This window comes from Plantactinospora soyae (assembly GCF_014874095.1).
GTDB classification, from domain to species: Bacteria; Actinomycetota; Actinomycetes; order Mycobacteriales; family Micromonosporaceae; genus Plantactinospora; species Plantactinospora soyae.
Map to the genome: position 1 here is coordinate 889905 of NZ_JADBEB010000001.1, position 16642 is coordinate 906546.

At 67.9% G+C, this 16642-nt stretch carries 27 protein-coding genes; all 27 read right to left on the reverse strand.

Annotated features, from left to right (window positions below; genetic code table 11):
- Positions 1–26: 26 nt before the first annotated feature.
- A complete protein-coding gene (rplO, locus tag H4W31_RS03865) occupies positions 27–470 on the reverse strand; it encodes a 50S ribosomal protein L15 (protein WP_192765386.1) in 444 nt (147 codons plus the stop codon).
- Positions 470–652, reverse strand: a complete 183-nt coding sequence (gene rpmD / locus H4W31_RS03870; protein WP_013735939.1) for a 50S ribosomal protein L30 — start codon at positions 650–652, stop codon at positions 470–472. Before rpmD ends, rplO begins: the two co-directional genes overlap by 1 nt.
- Entirely contained in the window at positions 652–1266 is a 615-nt protein-coding gene (gene rpsE / locus H4W31_RS03875) for a 30S ribosomal protein S5 (protein ID WP_192765387.1), read from the reverse strand. Before rpsE ends, rpmD begins: the two co-directional genes overlap by 1 nt.
- 32 nt (positions 1267–1298) lie before the next feature.
- A complete protein-coding gene (gene rplR, locus H4W31_RS03880) occupies positions 1299–1688 on the reverse strand; it encodes a 50S ribosomal protein L18 (RefSeq protein ID WP_192765388.1) in 390 nt (129 codons plus the stop codon).
- A complete protein-coding gene (rplF, locus tag H4W31_RS03885; RefSeq protein ID WP_192765389.1) occupies positions 1685–2227 on the reverse strand; it encodes a 50S ribosomal protein L6 in 543 nt (180 codons plus the stop codon). Before rplF ends, rplR begins: the two co-directional genes overlap by 4 nt.
- A 16-nt stretch (positions 2228–2243) precedes the next feature.
- Complete coding sequence (gene rpsH / locus H4W31_RS03890) at positions 2244–2651, reverse strand: 30S ribosomal protein S8 (RefSeq protein ID WP_132180521.1); 408 nt, start codon at positions 2649–2651, stop codon at positions 2244–2246.
- Positions 2652–2805: 154 nt separating this feature from the next.
- On the reverse strand, positions 2806–2991 hold the full coding sequence (locus H4W31_RS03895; RefSeq protein ID WP_007073023.1) for a type Z 30S ribosomal protein S14: 186 nt from the start codon (positions 2989–2991) through the stop codon (positions 2806–2808).
- 1 nt (position 2992) lies between these two features.
- Positions 2993–3562, reverse strand: a complete 570-nt coding sequence (rplE, locus tag H4W31_RS03900; protein ID WP_192765390.1) for a 50S ribosomal protein L5 — start codon at positions 3560–3562, stop codon at positions 2993–2995.
- A complete protein-coding gene (gene rplX, locus H4W31_RS03905; protein ID WP_192765391.1) occupies positions 3559–3873 on the reverse strand; it encodes a 50S ribosomal protein L24 in 315 nt (104 codons plus the stop codon). The genes rplE and rplX overlap by 4 nt, the downstream gene beginning before the upstream one ends.
- A 3-nt stretch (positions 3874–3876) precedes the next feature.
- A complete protein-coding gene (gene rplN / locus H4W31_RS03910) occupies positions 3877–4245 on the reverse strand; it encodes a 50S ribosomal protein L14 (RefSeq protein ID WP_007465279.1) in 369 nt (122 codons plus the stop codon).
- A 114-nt stretch (positions 4246–4359) separates the two neighbouring features.
- Complete coding sequence (gene rpsQ, locus H4W31_RS03915; RefSeq protein ID WP_192765392.1) at positions 4360–4638, reverse strand: 30S ribosomal protein S17; 279 nt, start codon at positions 4636–4638, stop codon at positions 4360–4362.
- Positions 4635–4871: a 50S ribosomal protein L29 gene (gene rpmC, locus H4W31_RS03920; protein ID WP_101368138.1), complete on the reverse strand. Its 237-nt coding sequence runs from the start codon at positions 4869–4871 to the stop codon at positions 4635–4637. The genes rpsQ and rpmC overlap by 4 nt, the downstream gene beginning before the upstream one ends.
- Positions 4871–5296, reverse strand: coding sequence for a 50S ribosomal protein L16 (gene rplP / locus H4W31_RS03925; protein WP_192765393.1), 426 nt, complete (start codon positions 5294–5296; stop codon positions 4871–4873). Before rplP ends, rpmC begins: the two co-directional genes overlap by 1 nt.
- A 3-nt stretch (positions 5297–5299) precedes the next feature.
- Entirely contained in the window at positions 5300–6181 is an 882-nt protein-coding gene (rpsC, locus tag H4W31_RS03930; RefSeq protein ID WP_192765394.1) for a 30S ribosomal protein S3, read from the reverse strand.
- Positions 6181–6675, reverse strand: a complete 495-nt coding sequence (gene rplV / locus H4W31_RS03935) for a 50S ribosomal protein L22 (protein ID WP_192765395.1) — start codon at positions 6673–6675, stop codon at positions 6181–6183. Before rplV ends, rpsC begins: the two co-directional genes overlap by 1 nt.
- Before the next feature lie 37 nt (positions 6676–6712).
- Positions 6713–6994 carry a 30S ribosomal protein S19 gene (rpsS, locus tag H4W31_RS03940; RefSeq protein ID WP_101368142.1) on the reverse strand — a complete coding sequence of 94 codons (282 nt, stop codon included), beginning with the start codon at positions 6992–6994 and terminating at the stop codon, positions 6713–6715.
- 15 nt (positions 6995–7009) lie between these two features.
- Positions 7010–7849: a 50S ribosomal protein L2 gene (gene rplB / locus H4W31_RS03945; protein ID WP_192765396.1), complete on the reverse strand. Its 840-nt coding sequence runs from the start codon at positions 7847–7849 to the stop codon at positions 7010–7012.
- Positions 7850–7861: 12 nt separating this feature from the next.
- Positions 7862–8164, reverse strand: a complete 303-nt coding sequence (rplW, locus tag H4W31_RS03950) for a 50S ribosomal protein L23 (protein WP_192765397.1) — start codon at positions 8162–8164, stop codon at positions 7862–7864.
- Positions 8161–8814: a 50S ribosomal protein L4 gene (rplD, locus tag H4W31_RS03955; protein WP_192765398.1), complete on the reverse strand. Its 654-nt coding sequence runs from the start codon at positions 8812–8814 to the stop codon at positions 8161–8163. Before rplD ends, rplW begins: the two co-directional genes overlap by 4 nt.
- Positions 8811–9476, reverse strand: coding sequence for a 50S ribosomal protein L3 (gene rplC / locus H4W31_RS03960; protein WP_192765399.1), 666 nt, complete (start codon positions 9474–9476; stop codon positions 8811–8813). The genes rplD and rplC overlap by 4 nt, the downstream gene beginning before the upstream one ends.
- An 11-nt stretch (positions 9477–9487) precedes the next feature.
- Positions 9488–9796, reverse strand: coding sequence for a 30S ribosomal protein S10 (gene rpsJ, locus H4W31_RS03965; RefSeq protein WP_007073037.1), 309 nt, complete (start codon positions 9794–9796; stop codon positions 9488–9490).
- 353 nt (positions 9797–10149) lie between these two features.
- Positions 10150–11343: an elongation factor Tu gene (gene tuf, locus H4W31_RS03970; protein WP_192765400.1), complete on the reverse strand. Its 1194-nt coding sequence runs from the start codon at positions 11341–11343 to the stop codon at positions 10150–10152.
- A gap of 237 nt (positions 11344–11580) precedes the next feature.
- On the reverse strand, positions 11581–13677 hold the full coding sequence (gene fusA, locus H4W31_RS03975; protein WP_192765401.1) for an elongation factor G: 2097 nt from the start codon (positions 13675–13677) through the stop codon (positions 11581–11583).
- Between the two features lie 90 nt (positions 13678–13767).
- A complete protein-coding gene (gene rpsG, locus H4W31_RS03980; RefSeq protein ID WP_192765402.1) occupies positions 13768–14238 on the reverse strand; it encodes a 30S ribosomal protein S7 in 471 nt (156 codons plus the stop codon).
- Between the two features lies 1 nt (position 14239).
- Positions 14240–14614 (reverse strand): 30S ribosomal protein S12, encoded by a 375-nt coding sequence (rpsL, locus tag H4W31_RS03985; protein ID WP_101368150.1) that lies wholly within the window; start codon positions 14612–14614, stop codon positions 14240–14242.
- Between the two features lie 475 nt (positions 14615–15089).
- Positions 15090–16025, reverse strand: a complete 936-nt coding sequence (locus tag H4W31_RS42475) for a hypothetical protein (protein ID WP_225945382.1) — start codon at positions 16023–16025, stop codon at positions 15090–15092.
- A 178-nt stretch (positions 16026–16203) separates the two neighbouring features.
- Positions 16204–16557 (reverse strand): hypothetical protein, encoded by a 354-nt coding sequence (locus H4W31_RS03995; RefSeq protein WP_192771828.1) that lies wholly within the window; start codon positions 16555–16557, stop codon positions 16204–16206.
- Positions 16558–16642: the final 85 nt, after the last annotated feature.

A 16642-nucleotide genomic window follows, 5' to 3' on the forward strand; every position in this document is an offset into this window, starting at 1 on the left:
GAACGAGCGCCGCGACCGCGTAATCCTTACAGCTCTGTTGCCGAGCCGCCAGCAGCGGCGATCTTCTCCTTGGCCGACGCGCTGAACGCGTGCGCCGACACCTGGAGAGTGACCCCGCCCAGGTCCCCGGTACCGAGAACCTTGACCGGCTGACCCTTACGGACGGCGCCGGCCTCGACCAGCTCCAGCGGGCCGACCTGTCCGCCCTGCGGGAACAGCTCGGCGAGCCGGTCCAGGTTGACGACCTGGAAGACGACCTTGAACTTGTTCTTGAAGCCCTTCAGCTTCGGCAGGCGCATGTGGATGGGCATCTGCCCGCCCTCGAACGCCGCCGAGATGTTCTTCCGGGCCTTGGAACCCTTGGTGCCTCGACCGGCGGTCTTCCCCTTCGAGCCCTCACCGCGACCCACCCGGGTCTTCGCGGTCTTGGACCCGGGAGCCGGGCGCAGGTGGTGGACCTTGATCGTCATTACTCGACCTCCTCGACCTTCACGAGGTGGCTCACGGTGAAGATCATGCCCCGAATCTCGGGGCGGTCCTCCTTGACCACCACGTCGTTGATCCGCTTGAGACCGAGCGAACGCAGCGACTCGCGCTGGTTGTGCTTGGTCCCGATCCCGGACCGGACCTGGGTCACCTTCAGACGTGCCATCAGGACGTCACCCCCGCCTGAGCCGCGAGCATCGCGGCCGGCGCGACGTCCTCGACCGGCAGACCCCGACGCTTCGCGACCGCCTCCGGCGACTCCAGCCCCTTCAGGGCCGCAACCGTGGCGTGCACGATGTTGATCGGGTTCGACGAGCCGAGGCTCTTCGAGAGCACGTCGTGGATGCCCGCGCACTCCAGCACGGCACGCACCGGGCCACCGGCGATGACACCGGTACCAGCGCTGGCCGGCTTGAGCAGAACGACGCCAGCGGCGTCCTCGCCCGTCACCGGGTGCGGAATCGAGGCACCGATCCTGGGCACCTTGAAAAAGTGCTTCTTGGCCTCCTCGACGCCCTTGGCGATGGCCGCGGGCACCTCCTTGGCCTTTCCGTAGCCCACACCGACGGTGCCGTCGCCGTCGCCCACGATCACGAGGGCGGTGAAGCTGAAGCGACGACCACCCTTGACGACCTTGGCGACACGGTTGATAGCGACGACCCGCTCGAGATGCGGGGTCTTCTCGGCGGGCGCGTTTCCGCGGCCGCCCTCACGGCGGTTGTCGCGGCGACCACCCTCGTTGCCACCGGACCCGCCGCCACGGCGCTGTTGACCTGGCATCAGCAGCCTTCCTCTCTCATCGTGACGGGGTTCTAGAACTCAAGCCCGGCTTCGCGGGCAGCGTCGGCCAGTGCGGCGATCCTGCCCGCGTACTGGTTGCCACCGCGGTCGAAGACGACCTTGGAGATCCCGGCCGCCTTGGCCCGCTCGGCGAGCAGCGCGCCGACCTTACCGGCCACGACTCGCTTGTCACCCTCCGAGCCCCTGATCGACGCGTCCAGGGACGAGGCGGCGGCCAGGGTGTGCCCCCGGCCGTCGTCCACCACCTGGGCGGTGATGTGGCGCAGCGAACGGGTGACGACCAGGCGCGGGCGCTCGGCCGTACCGGTGACGTTCTTGCGGACCCGGAAGTGCCGACGTGCCCGCCCGATGGCGCGCTGGGCGGCGACGCCGCGGCGGCGCTTGAGCAGCGTGGCGGTCACTTCTTACCTGCCTTTCCAGCCTTGCGACGAATGATCTCGCCCTGGTACTTGACGCCCTTGCCCTTGTACGGCTCAGGCGGGCGGATCTTCCGGATGTTGGCGGCAACCTCGCCGACCTGCTGCTTGTCGATGCCGGCCACGTGGAACAGCGTGGGCCGCTCGACCGTGAAGGTGATCCCGTTCGGGGCCTTCACCTGCACCGGGTGCGAGAACCCGAGCGCGAACTCGAGGTCGCTGCCCTTGGCGGTCACCCGGTAACCGGTACCGGCGATCTCCAGGGTCTTGCGGTAGCCCTCGGTCACACCCGTGATCATGTTCGCCACAAGGGTACGGCTGAGCCCGTGCAGTTCCTTGGCCCGCCGCTCGTCGTTCGGCCGGTTGACGTGCAACTGGCCATCGTCGCCCCGCTCCGCCGTGATCGGCTCGGCCAGGGTGTGCGCGAGCTCGCCCTTCGGGCCCTTGATCTTGACGGTCGAGCCGTCGATGGTCACCTCGACACCGGACGGCACCGGGATCGACTTACGTCCAATACGCGACATTTCTACCTGTCTCCCGTTACCAGACGAAGGCGAGGACTTCCCCGCCAACGCTCCGCTTGCGGGCCTGCCGGTCGGTGAGCAGCCCCTGGGACGTCGAAATGATCGCCACGCCCAGCCCACCGAGCACCCGCGGGAGCCCGTCCGACTTGGCGTACACCCGCAGACCGGGCTTGGACACGCGCTTGATGCCGGCCAGGCTCCGCTCGCGGTTCTGGCCGTACTTCAGCTCGACGACCAGTCGCTTGCCGACGGCGCCCTCCTCGGGCTCCTCGACCAACCAGGTGGCGATGTAACCCTCGGACTTGAGGACCTCGGCGATGTTCGCCTTGATCTTCGAGTAGGGCATCGTCACCCGGTCGTGGTACGCCTGGTTGGCGTTACGCAGACGCGTCAGCATGTCTGCGATCGGGTCGGTCATCGTCATGGATCTCGTCAGCCTTTCTCGCCGGGGTTCCCGGGGCAGTGACCCAGGCCTACGGCGTTGCGATCCTCGCCCCGAACATCAGTCGGAACGCGGCTGGGCCCAAACCAGGTCGTGTCGCGGTCCTCGCTCCACGACCCGCGGATGGGGCGCAGTGTCACCAGGAAGCCTTCGACACGCCGGGCAGTTCGCCACGGTGGGCCATCTCCCGGATGCACACCCGGCAGAGGCCGAACTTGCGGTAGACCGCCTTCGGCCGCCCGCACCGCTGGCAGCGGGTGTACGCGCGAACCGAGAACTTCGGCTTCGCGGCCGCCTTGAGGATCAGCGCCTTCTTCGCCATCTCAGTTCTCCTTGAACGGGAAGCCCAGGAGCTTGAGTAGCGCCCGGCCCTCGTCGTCGGTCGTCGCGGTGGTTACCACGGTGATGTCCATGCCCCGTACCCGATCGATCCGGTCCTGGTCGATCTCGTGGAACACCGACTGCTCGGTCAAACCGAACGTGTAGTTGCCGTGCCCGTCGAGCTTGCGCCCGTCCAGACCGCGGAAGTCGCGGATCCGGGGCAGCGCGATCGAGAGCAGCCGGTCCAGGAACTCCCACATCCGGTCGCCCCGCAGGGTGACCTTCGCGCCGATCGGCATGCCCTCGCGGAGCTTGAACTGCGCGATGGACTTCCGGGCCCGACGCACCTGCGGCTTCTGGCCGGAGATCGTGGCCAGGTCCCGCACGGCGCCGTCGATCAGCTTCGCGTCCCGCGCTGCCTCACCGACGCCCATGTTGACGACGATCTTGACCAGCCCCGGCACCTGCATCGGGTTGCCGTAGTTGAACTGCTCACGCAGCTGGGCCGCGATCTCTTTGCGGTACCGCTCCTTGAGCCGCGGCAGGGTCTTGGTCTCGGTTGCCGTCATCACAGGTCCTTACCGGTGCTGCGCGCGATGCGGACCTTCTGGCCACTGTCGTCGATCCGGTACCCGACCCGCGTCGGGTTGCCGTCGGAGTCCACGACCTGCACGTTCGAGACGTGGATCGCGGCCTCCTGGGTGACGATGCCACCGGTCTTCGCACCGCGCTGGGTGGTGCGGATACGGGTGTGCTTCTTGACCCGGTTCACGCCCTCGACCAGGACCTTGTCCTGCCTCGGGTAGGCCGCGATGACCTTGCCCTTGGCACCCTTGTCCTTGCCGGCGATGACGATCACCGTGTCGCCCTTTTTGACCTTCACGGTTTACAACACCTCCGGCGCGAGAGAGATGATCTTCATGAACCGCTTGTCCCGCAGCTCACGGCCCACCGGGCCGAAGATACGGGTACCGCGCGGGTCGCCACCATCCTTGATGATCACGGCCGCGTTCTCGTCGAATCGGATGTACGAACCGTCCGGCCGCCGCCTCTCCTTCGCGGTGCGGACGACGACCGCCTTGACGACGTCGCCCTTCTTCACACCGGCACCGGGGATGGCGTCCTTGACCGTGGCCACGATGACGTCGCCGATGCTCGCGTAGCGCCGACCGGAGCCACCGAGGACCCGGATGCACAAGATCTCCCTGGCACCCGTGTTGTCGGCGACGCGCAGTCGCGACTCCTGCTGAATCACGTCTATCTCCTATGTCTGCCAGTTCTCAGCCGGCAGTCTCTCCGACCCGTGCCTTCCGAATCGAAGACCTGTGCCGACTGAGCTTGGCGGAACCCTGAGCCTGCGGTACGGCTCTTACTTGGCCTTCTCGAGGATCTCCACGATCCGCCAGCGCTTGGTGGCGGACAGCGGACGGGTTTCCATGATCAGAACCCGGTCACCGGTACCACACGCGTTCTGCTCGTCGTGAACCTTCAGCTTTCTGGTACGGCGCAGAACCTTGCCGTACAGCGCGTGCTTCACACGGTCCTCGACCTCGACGATCACGGTCTTGTCCATCTTGTCGCTCACCACGAGGCCCTCGCGGACCTTGCGCTGGGCCCGCGGCGTCGCGGTGGTGGTCTCGTCACTCATGATGCAGTCACCTCAGTCGGCGCGGCCGAAAGCCCCAGCTCGCGCTCACGCATGATCGTGTAGATCCGGGCGATCTCCCGACGGATGACCTGCAGCCGGCGGTTGTTGTCCAGTTGGCCGGTGGCCGACTGAACGCGAAGGTTGAACAGCTCCGCCTTGGCCTCCCGCAGCCTGCTGACCAGCTCCTCCTCGGAGAGTTCACGCAGCTCGCCGGCCTTAACGCCCGCGGCCATCAGCTTTCACCCACTTCGCGCGTCACAATTCGGCACTTCATCGGGAGCTTGTGGATCGCGCGACGCATCGCCTCTCGCGCGATCTGCTCGTTGGGGAAGGACATCTCGAAGAGCACCCGCCCCGGCTTAATGTTGGCCACCCACCACTCGGGCGAACCCTTACCGGAACCCATCCGGGTTTCGGCCGGCTTCTTGGTCAGGGCCTGGTCCGGGAACACCGTGATCCAGACCTTGCCACCACGCTTGATGTGCCGGGTCATCGCGATACGGGCCGCTTCGATCTGACGGTTGGTCAGGTACGCGGACTCGAGCGCCTGGATTCCGAACTCGCCGAACACCACCCGGGTGCCACCCTTGGCCGCGCCGTGGCGGTCGGGGTGGTGCGGCTTGCGGAAGCCCTTCGGGGGCTTGCGCGGCATCAGCATGTGTCAGCCCTCCTGCGCTGAGCTGTCCGCCCCGGCCGGAGCGGCCGGAGCGGCCGGCGCGGCCGTGGCCGGCGCGGCGTTTTCGTTCGTGGCTTCGGGAGCCCCGCCGGAGATCTCGGCGGCTGCCGCCCGGCCCGCTTCGGTACCACCGGCGGTCGTGCCGGAGGAACCGGACCGGCCGCGACGCGGCCGCTCGGGACGGTCGCCACGCTCCCGGCGCGGACGCGCCGGACCCGTCTCGGCCGGAGCTTCCCGACCGGGTACGGCGTCGCCCTTGTAGATCCAGACCTTCACGCCGATCCGGCCGAAGGTGGTCCGGGCCTCGAAGAAGCCGTACTCGATGTTGGCCCGCAGCGTGTGCAGCGGAACCCGACCCTCGCGGTAGAACTCGGTACGGCTCATCTCCGCGCCGCCGAGACGGCCGGAGACCTGCACCCGGATGCCCTTGACGATCGGGTTCTTCATCGCCGACTGCATGGCCTTACGCATCGCCCGCCGGAAGCTCACCCGGCTGGACAGCTGCTCCGCCACACCCTGTGCGACAAGCTGCGCGTCCGACTCCGGGCTCTTCACCTCGAGGATGTTGAGCTGCACCTGCTTGCCGGTCAGCTTCTCCAGCTCGCCACGGATCCGGTCCGCCTCGGCGCCCTTACGACCGATGACGATGCCCGGCCGCGCGGTGTGGATGTCGACCCGGACCCGGTCCCGCGTCCGCTCGATGTCGACCTTGGAAATGCCGGCGCGCTCCAGGCCCTTGGACATCATCCGGCGGATCTTGACATCCTCGCCGATGTAGTCCTTGTAGAGCTTGTCCGCGAACCAGCGGGACTTCCAGTCGGTCGAGATGCCGAGCCGGAACCCGTGCGGGTGAACCTTCTGACCCATTACTCGGCACCTTCCGTCTTGCTCTGCGTCTCGCCGGCCCCGGTCTCGGCCGCCGGTGCGGCCTGCGCCGACTCGGTCGACTTGGCCGGTGCGGCCTTCTTCGCCGCAGCCCGCTTCGCCGGCGTGGCGGGCGCGACGGCCTCGACCACGATGGTGATGTGGCAGGTCCGCTTGCGGATCCGGTACGCCCGGCCCTGCGCCCGTGGCTGGAAGCGCTTCATCGTCGGGCCCTCGTCCACGAACGCCTCGCTGACAAGCAACGCGTCGGGGTCCAGCCGCTCGTTGTTCTCCGCGTTGGCGATCGCGCTCGCGAGCACCTTGTAGACCTGCTCACTCGCCGCCTGCGGCGCGAACTGCAGCACCGTGAGCGCCTCCTTCGCGGGCAGACCGCGGACGAGGTTGACCACCCGGCGCGCCTTGGTCGGCGAGATGCGCACGTGTCGCGCAACCGCCCGCGCGCCCGGAAGCACCGGAGCGTCGCCCTTTACTGGCATCGCTGAAACCCCTTGATCCCTAATCCGTGGTCGGCGCTCAGCGCCGGCGGCTCTTCCGGTCGTCCTTCTCGTGACCCTTGAACGTACGGGTCAGCGCAAACTCGCCGAGCTTGTGCCCGACCATCGCCTCGGTGATGAACACCGGAACGTGCTTGCGCCCGTCGTGCACAGCGATCGTGTGCCCGAGCATGTCGGGGATGATCGTCGAGCGGCGCGACCAGGTCTTGATGACGTTCTTCGAGCCCTTTTCGTTCTGCGTCTCCACCTTTTTGAGCAGGTGGTCGTCGATGAACGGGCCCTTCTTCAGGCTGCGAGGCATATCTACCTATCTCCCTTAGCCGCGCTTGCGGGTGGCGTAGCGGCGGCGGACGATGAGGCGGTCGCTCGCCTTGCCCTTCTGACGGGTACGACCCTCGGGCTTACCCTGCGGGTTCACCGGGTGACGACCACCGGAGGTCTTGCCCTCACCACCACCGTGCGGGTGGTCGACCGGGTTCATCGCCACACCACGAACGGTCGGGCGCCGGCCCTTCCACCGCATCCGGCCGGCCTTGCCCCAGTTGATGTTTGACTGGTCGGCGTTGCCGATCTCGCCGATCGTCGCCCTGCAACGCACGTCCACCCGCCGGATTTCGCCGGAGGGCATCCGCAGCGTGGCGTACGCGCCTTCCCGGCCCAGCAGCTGGATACCGACGCCGGCCGACCGCGCCAGCTTGGCGCCACCGCCGGGACGCAGCTCCACCCCGTGGATCGTGGAACCCACCGGGATGTTGCGCAGCGGCAGGTTGTTGCCCGGCTTGATGTCGGCGCCCGGGCCGGACTCCACCCGGTCGCCCTGCTTCAGGTCCTTCGGCGCGAGGATGTACCGCTTCTCGCCGTCGGCGTAGTGCAGCAGCGCGATCCGCGCGGTGCGGTTCGGGTCGTACTCGATGTGCGCGACCTTCGCCGGCACGCCGTCCTTGTCGACCCGCTTGAAGTCGATCAGACGGTACTGGCGCTTGTGCCCACCGCCGTGGTGCCGCGTGGTGATCCGGCCGTGGGCGTTACGCCCGCCCTTCTTCGGCAGCGGAACCAGCAGCGACTTCTCCGGGGTTGACCGGGTGATCTCAGCGAAGTCGGCGACGCTGGAGCCACGCCGGCCCGGCGTCGTCGGCTTGTACTTACGGATAGCCATTGTCTATACCCCTCAGCTGACCGGGCCGCCGAAGGCCTCGATGCGGTCACCGTCAGCCAGCTTCACCATCGCCCGCTTGGTGTTCTTGCGCTTGCCGTACCCGGTACGGGTCCGCTTGCGCTTACCTTCGCGGTTGAGCGTGTTCACCGTCAGGACGCGGACGTTGAAGATCTGCTGAATCGCGATCTTGATCGCCGTCTTGTTGGCGTCCGGGTGCACCAGAAAGGTGTACCAGTTCTGGTTCAGCTCGCTGTAGCTCTTCTCCGAGACGACCGGCGCGAAGATGATGTCTCGCGGGTCGGCGATCGTGGTCACTTCTCGCTCTCCTCGTCCTGCGCCCCACCGCGGACACCCAGGAACTCGTCCAGGGCCTCCTTGGTGAAGACCACATCGTCGGCCACCAGCACGTCGTACGTGTTGAGCTGGCCAGCCTCCAGCAGGTGCACCCGGGGCTCGTTGCGCAGCGACAGCCAGTTCAGCTCGTCGGTGCCGCTCAGCACCACCAGAACCCGCTTGGCCGAGGTCGCCTTGCCCAGCGCGGTGATGGCCGCCTTGGTCGACGGCTTGTCGCCGCTGACGAAGCTCTCCACCACGTGCACCTGGCCGTTGCGGGCCCGGTCCGACAGGGCACCGCGCAGCGCGGCGGCCTTCATCTTCTTCGGGGTCCGCTGGCTGTAGTCGCGCGGGACCGGCCCGTGCACGACGCCACCACCGGCGAACTGCGGCGCGCGGATCGAACCCTGGCGGGCCCGACCGGTGCCCTTCTGCTTGTACGGCTTCTTGCCGCCACCGGCGACCTCGCCGCGGGTCTTCACCTTGTGCGTACCCTGCCGCGCGGCGGCGAGCTGAGCGACCACGACCTGGTGCATCAGCGCGATGTTCGACTGTACGTCGAAGATGGCGGCGGGCAGTTCGACGGAGCCGCTCTTGGCACCCTCGACGTTCAGCACGTCAACGGTGGTCACTTGGCAGCACCACCCTTCTTCGCATCGGCCTTGGCAGCCGACCGGACCAGCACCAGCGCGCCCTTGGGGCCGGGGATGGCACCCCGGACGAGCAGCAGGTTGTTGTCCACGTCCACCGCCTGGACGGTCAGGTTCTGCACGGTGAAGCGCACGCCACCCATCCGGCCGGCCATCTTGACGCCCTTGAAGACGCGACCCGGGGTCGCGCAGGCGCCGATGGAACCGGGCGAACGGTGCTTGCGCTCGACGCCGTGGCTCGCCCGCAGACCGTGGAAGCCGTGCCGCTTCATGACACCGGCGAAGCCCTTGCCCTTGGTCCGGCCGGTCACGTCGATCGTGCTGCCGGCGGCGAACGTCTCGACGTTGACCTCCTGGCCCAGCTCGTAGTCGCCGGCGTCGGCGGTGCGCAGCTCGACGATGTGCCGGCGCGGCGCGACGTTCGCCTTGGCGTAGTGGCCGCTGATCGGCTTCTTGACCTTCCGGGGGTCGACCACGCCGTAGGCCAACTGGACCGCGGAGTAGCCGTCCTTGTCACCCGTGCGGACCTGGGTCACGACACACGGCCCGGCCTGCACCACCGTCACCGGGACAACACGGTTGTTGTCCCAGATCTGGGTCATGCCGAGCTTGGCGCCCAGGATGCCCTTAACTTCCCTGTCCATTAGTCCGGTCCCTACAGCTTGATCTCGATGTCGACGCCAGCCGGCAGGTCGAGGCGCATGAGCGAGTCGACCGTCTTGGGGGTCGGGTCGATGATGTCGATCAGACGCTTGTGCGTGCGCATCTCGAAGTGCTCACGCGAGTCCTTGTACTTGTGGGGCGAACGGATCACGCAGAAGCGATTGATCTCCGTGGGCAGCGGCACCGGGCCCGCGACCTGAGCCCCGGTACGCGTCACCGTCTCAACAATCTTGCGCGCCGAGGAGTCGACCACCTCGTGGTCGTATGCCTTGAGCCGAATGCGGATCTTCTGTCCCGCCATGGTGCCCTCTGTTCCTTCTCTCGCCTTGTCCGTCCGCACGCCTGCACGCCCGCCCCCACGGGGCCCGCTACTGGAGCGGGATCTTCCTGCCTGCCCGGACGCTGCCGATTCCCCTGCTGTCCGACCCCCGCGGTCGGGCGTGTCGCACCCCGGGGCCAGACTCCACCACGGAAATCCGAGGCGGCCCCACCCCTGCGGGAAGTTCGGCGGCGCCGGGAGTGGCGGACCACGCCCCAGACGCCCAGCAAGGGTGGCTGACTGCCGGGCAGCCAGCCACCCTGCCGGTACGCAACCTGACCAGTATGCCGTACTACCGCACGGCAACGCTAATCGGGGTTACCTTTGTTACTCGATTACTTGAGGATCTTGCTAACGAAACCCGCGCCGACCGTACGGCCACCCTCACGGATCGCGAACTTGAGGTTGTCCTCCATCGCGATCGGCTGGATGAGCTTCACGGTCATCGAGGTGTTGTCGCCCGGCATGACCATCTCGGTGCCCTCAGGCAGCGTGACAACGCCGGTGACGTCCGTGGTCCGGAAGTAGAACTGCGGACGGTAGTTCTGGAAGAACGGGGTGTGCCGGCCACCCTCCTCCTTGGAGAGGATGTAGACGGTCGCCTCGAACTCGGTGTGCGGGGTGTTCGTACCCGGCTTCACCACGACCATGCCGCGCTCGACCTCGTCGCGCTTGGTACCACGCAGCAGCAGGCCGACGTTCTCGCCTGCGCGAGCGTCGTCCAGGGTCTTGCGGAACATCTCGATCGCGGTGACCTTGGTCTTGAAGCCCTTCTCCTTGATGCCGACCAGCTCGACGTCCTCGTTCGGCAGGAGCACACCGCGCTCCACCCGACCGGTGACGACCGTGCCACGACCGGTGATCGTGAAGACATCCTCGACCGGCATCAGGAACGGCCTGTCGGTCTCGCGCTCCGGCTGCGGGATCGCGGTGTCGACAGCGCTCATCAGGTCCATGAGCTTGTCGGTCCACTCCGGGTCGCCCTCGAGCGCCTTGAGCGCCGAGACCCGTACGACCGGCAGGTCGTCGCCGGGGTACTCCTGCGCCGACAGCAGCTCGCGGACCTCGAGCTCGACCAGCTCGAGCAGCTCCTCGTCATCGACCATGTCGCTCTTGTTGAGCGCCACGACGATGTAGGGAACGCCGACCTGACGAGCCAGCAGCACGTGCTCGCGGGTCTGCGGCATCGGGCCGTCGGTCGCCGCGACCACCAGGATCGCGCCGTCCATCTGCGCGGCACCGGTGATCATGTTCTTGATGTAGTCGGCGTGACCGGGGCAGTCCACGTGTGCGTAGTGCCGCGCCTCGGTCTGGTACTCGACGTGTGCGATCGAGATCGTGATGCCGCGGGCCTTCTCCTCCGGCGCCTTGTCGATCTCGTCGAACGGCGTGTACGGGTTCAGGTCCGGCATCTTGTCGTGCAGGACCTTAGTGATGGCCGCCGTCAGCGTCGTCTTACCGTGGTCGATGTGACCAATGGTGCCGATGTTGACGTGCGGCTTAGTCCGCTCGAACTTCGCCTTCGCCACTGGTGTCCTCCTGTGGACTTCTTGGTTCGTACGCCCGGCGCGCCACCTGGCGCTTAGGACTCTGTCGACAGCCTTTCCGACCGAGGGATTCCCGATCGGGAAGTCATGTGGGTCTTGCGGCGGTGAAACCTTCAGGCCCGGTCTCGCAGCCCGGCCCGTGAGCGCCGCGGGCGAGATTACCCGCCCGCCACGCTCGCGGTATCACCGGCCCGGTGACGGCTCAGTGCGCGTTTCCGCTCACTCACCCGTCGCCTTCGCGATGATCTCCTTCGCCACGCTTGCGGGAACCTCGGCGTAGGAGTCGAACTGCATGCTGTAGCTAGCCCGGCCCTGGGTCTTCGACCGCAGGTCGCCGACATAGCCGAACATCTCCGAGAGCGGCACCAGTGCCCGGACGATGCGAGCGCCACTGCGCTCTTCCATCGCCTGGATGATGCCACGGCGGGAGTTGAGGTCGCCGATCACGTCGCCCATGTTCTCCTCAGGCGTCGTGACCTCGACGGACATCATCGGTTCGAGCAGTGCCGGATCGGCCTTGCGGGCCGCGTCCTTCAGCACCATCGAGCCGGCGATCTTGAATGCCATTTCCGACGAGTCGACCTCGTGGTACTGGCCGTCCAGCAGGGTCAGCTTCACCCCTACCAGCGGGAAGCCGGCCAGGATGCCGTACTGCATGGCGTCCTGGGCGCCGGCGTCCACCGAGGGGATGAACTCCCGCGGGATCCGGCCACCGGTGACCGCGTTGGCGAACTCGTACGTCGGCGAGTCGTTGTCCAGCGGCAGCGGCTCGACGCTCACGATGACTCGGGCGTACTGGCCCGATCCACCGGTCTGCTTCTTGTGGGTGTACTCGATCTTGTCCACCTTGCGGCGGATGGTCTCCCGGTACGCCACCTGCGGCTTGCCGATGTTGGCCTCGACGTTGAACTCGCGGCGCATCCGGTCGACCAGGATGTCCAGGTGCAGCTCGCCCATACCGGAGATGACCGTCTGGCCGGTCTCCTGGTCAAGCTTGACCCGGAACGTCGGGTCCTCCTCGGCCAGCCGCTGGATGGCGGTGCCGAGCTTCTCCTGGTCGGCCTTTGTCTTCGGCTCGATCGCGACCTCGATGACCGGCTCCGGGAAGGTCATCGACTCCAGGATGACCGGGTTCGCCGGGTCGCACAGGGTGTCGCCGGTGGTGGTCTGCTTGAGACCCTGCACCGCGATGATGTCGCCAGCCTGGGCCGAGCTGCGCTCTTCCCGCTTGTTGGCGTGCATCTGGTAGATCTTGCCGATCCGTTCCTTGCGGTCCTTGGTGGAGTTGATCACCTGGTTACCGGTCTCGACCGTGCCCGAGTAGACCCGCACGTAGGTCAGCTTGCCCAGGTGCTTGTCAGTCTGGATCTTGAAGGCCAGGCCGGAGAACGGCTCGGACTTGTCCGGCTTGCGCAGCAGCGGGGTCTCGCCGTCGGTGGCGACGCCCTCGATCGCCGGAACGTCCAGCGGCGACGGCAGGAAGTCGACCACCGCGTCGAGCATCGGCTGGACGCCCTTGTTCTTGAACGCCGATCCGCAGAGCACCGGGTTCGCCTTGCCGGCGATGGTGGCCCGGCGGATCGCGGCCTTGATCTCCTCGGGGGAGAGTTCCGCTTCCTCGAGGTACTTCTCCATCACCGAGTCGTCGACGTCGGCGAGGGTCTCGATCAGCTTCTCGCGGGCCGCGGTGGCCTCGTCGAGCAGGTCGGCCGGGATCTCCTCGACCGCGTAGTCCTCGCCCTTCTGGGTCTCGCCACGCCAGGTCAGCGCGCGCATCCCGATCAGGTCGACGACGCCGATGTGGTCACCCTCGAGCCCGATCGGCACCTGCAGCACCAGCGGCGTGGCGTTCAGCCGCTCGATCATCATCTGCACGCAGCGGTTGAAGTCCGCACCGGTCCGGTCGAGCTTGTTGACGAAGCACATCCGGGGAACGTTGTACTTGTCGGCCTGCCGCCAGACGTTCTCGGTCTGCGGCTCGACACCCGCGACACCGTCGTAGACGGCGACGGCACCGTCGAGCACCCGCAGCGACCGCTCGACCTCGACCGTGAAGTCCACGTGGCCGGGCGTGTCGATGATCTGGATCGTGTGGCCCTTCCACTCACACTTCGTGGCGGCGGAGGTGATGGTGATTCCCCGCTCCTGCTCCTGCTCCATCCAGTCCATGACGGCAGCGCCCTCGTGGACCTCACCGATCTTGTACGTGATACCGGTGTAGAACAGGATCCGCTCAGTGGTCGTGGTCTTACCGGCATCGATGTGCGCCATGATGCCGATGTTGCGTACCTTGGCGAGCGCGTCTGCGGCGGCCACTTCAATCCCTACTTATCGTCGTCTCGTCGGCGTGATCGCGACCGTTACCGGGTTCCGGCGCGGCGGACCGCACCGGAACCCGAAAGGTCTTTACCAGCGGTAGTGCGCGAAGGCCTTGTTGGACTCGGCCATCTTGTGGGTGTCCTCGCGCCGCTTGACGGCGGCACCAAGACCGTTGCTCGCGTCGAGCAGCTCGTTCATCAGCCGCTCGACCATGGTCTTCTCGCGACGGGCGCGGGAGTAGGTGACCAGCCAGCGCAGCCCGAGGGTGGTGGCCCGGACGGGCTTCACCTCGACCGGCACCTGGTAGGTCGCGCCACCGACACGGCGGCTGCGGACCTCGAGGGTCGGCTTCACGTTGTCCATCGCCCGCTTGAGGGTGACCACCGGGTCGGTGCCGGACTTCTCCCGGCAGCCTTCCAGGGCCTCGTAGACGATGCGCTCGGCGAGCTGACGCTTGCCACGGAGCAGGATCTTGTTCACCAGCTGGGTAACCAGCGGCGAGTTGTATACCGGGTCCGCGATGAGCGGACGGCGCGGAGCGGGGCCTTTACGCGGCATGTCAGCTCTTCTCCTTCTTCGCGCCGTACCGGCTGCGGGCCTGCTTGCGGTTGCGGACACCCTGGGTGTCCAGCGAACCGCGGACGATCTTGTAACGCACGCCCGGAAGGTCCTTCACCCGGCCACCACGGACCAGCACGAGGGAGTGTTCCTGGAGGTTGTGACCCACGCCCGGGATGTAGGCGGTCACCTCGATCTGGCTGCTGAGCTTCACACGAGCGACCTTGCGCAGCGCGGAGTTCGGCTTCTTGGGGGTGGTGGTGTAGACGCGCGTGCAGACGCCGCGACGCTGGGGGCTTCCCTTCAGCGCTGGCGTCTTGGTCTTACTCGTCTTCGCCTGTCGGCCCTTTCGGACCAGCTGCTGGATCGTGGGCACCGGGTTTCTCCGCTCCCTTCGGCCGTCTGTCTGCGGCCGCGCTGTGAGTCTCTAGCCGCCCTCTCGGGTGGCTCTCTTACCTTCCACCAGGGCCACCTCGGGGTGGTCCCGGCACCCGCGGTCGGGCGTGTCGCCCGCTCGCGGTTTCCGACGTCGTTTCCGGCGCCGGATTACCAGCCGGCCGGCACGCGTGAACGTGGCCGACCTTTTCGACTTTGTCGTGGCGACCCGATCGCCGCAGATGGGCTCGGGCGCACGCACGAGTTGCCCGGGCATGCCCGGGCACGAGAGGAAAGAGTACCTACCGTAAGTGGGCACGTCAAAACAGAACTTCGGAAGGTTGTCAACAACCCTCGCCCAGGCCCGGATTCTCGTGTCACCGCCGGCAAGCACTACCGGCTTTCCAGTGTACCGGCTCGCTCGGCGAACGGCTCGGCGGGCTGGTCATCCAGGTCGGCCGCACCGCGCAGGTCGCTCACGCCACCTGGAGGAGCACCGAGATCGCGAGTGCCAGCACTGTCAGCGCGAGACCCACGCCACCACAGATCAGTCCCGCCATCGCCAGACCGTGGCCGGTGTACCGGACCGGTGGGGCTCCCTCGGCAACCGGCGGCCAGGCCAGCGGTCGCCGGGCCTGGCCGGGCCGGACCGCCGCGCCGGTGGTCCGGGTCTGCCGCCGGCCCAGTTCCCCCAGGAGCACCCCGACGGTGCCGAGCAGCCCGGCGAGTACCGCGAAGGCGCCGGCCGCCCAACCGCCCCAGCCGCCGTTCAGGCCGATCAGCCCCATGCAGCCCGCCCCGAAGGCGACGAGGATCGAGCCGATCCCGGTGACCAGGGCCCCGACCGCCGGCCCCGAGGTGACCGGAGCCACGTCGAGGTACACCAGGCCGAACGGCGTACCCGGCACCGCGTCGACCCGCCGGGGTGCGCGTACGGAGTCCCGGGGCGGCGCCGGCACCAGCGGCGGCCGCTCCCCCGCACCCGGCGCTCCCGGGTACGCAGGTCTGGGTCCCGCGCCGGCCGGCGACAGGTACGCCCCCGGGACGGCGGCCTGCGCCGGAGCCTCGGTGACCGGATACGGGGTACCGCCGAACGCCGTCGGGGTCGCGCCGGAGACCGGAGCCGGCGCGGAGACCGGAGCCGCGCCGTACAGCGGGACCGCCGTCGGGACACCGTCGGATCCCGGCGTCGCCGCACCCGCCGACCCGTCCCAGCCCGGACGGGCCCACTCGCTCGGCTGACCCGGCCGGTCCACCCCAGCGGTGGAGGTCTGCTCCGCCGGGTTCCCGGACACGGAATCGGTCGGCAGGGCGTACGAGGGTTCGAGGTAGCGGGGCGCGGGTCCGGGCGGCGTCTCCGGCGCTTGTCCCGCCGCACGGTCCACCGCCGGTGGCTGCGCCTCCTCCGTCACGAACATCCCCCCTGATGACCACCGAGCCGCCGCGTACCGCGCCGGAGCCGATCGGACCACCACCGTTGCCGTACCGGCACCGGTGCCCCTGCCAAGCGCCAGGCTACCGCCGCACGCCCAATCCCCATCCGCCCCACGGCAACGCGTGGTGGCCCGGCCGCCACGACCCTGACGCCGTCTAGTCGACCCCGGGCGCGAAGTCCCGGCCGACGGAACTCTCGGCCAGGTTGACCACACCGATGACGGTCGCAGCCACCAGCGCGGTCGCGGCCAGCACGATCCCGATCCAGGCCAACTGCTCACCGCGACGCAGCCAGGCGGCCCCGGTGAGGTAACCACCCGAGGCGTACGCCTCCCGGCGGGCCTGCCGGGCCAGCAGCAGCGCGACCGTCGCGGGAACGATGCCTCCGACGAACAGCCCGGTCAGCGCGGCGACAAGGCCGAGCGCGAACACCGTCCGCGACTTGGTGGAACGCACCGGATCCGGGTCGAGCGGATGGCGCATCGTCGGGACGGCGCCGGCGACCGGCATCGTCTTCACGATGACAGCCTACAAACCCGACAACCCCGGTGGCGAACGCGAGGCGCCCCGCTCGTCATCGAACGACGAGCGGGGC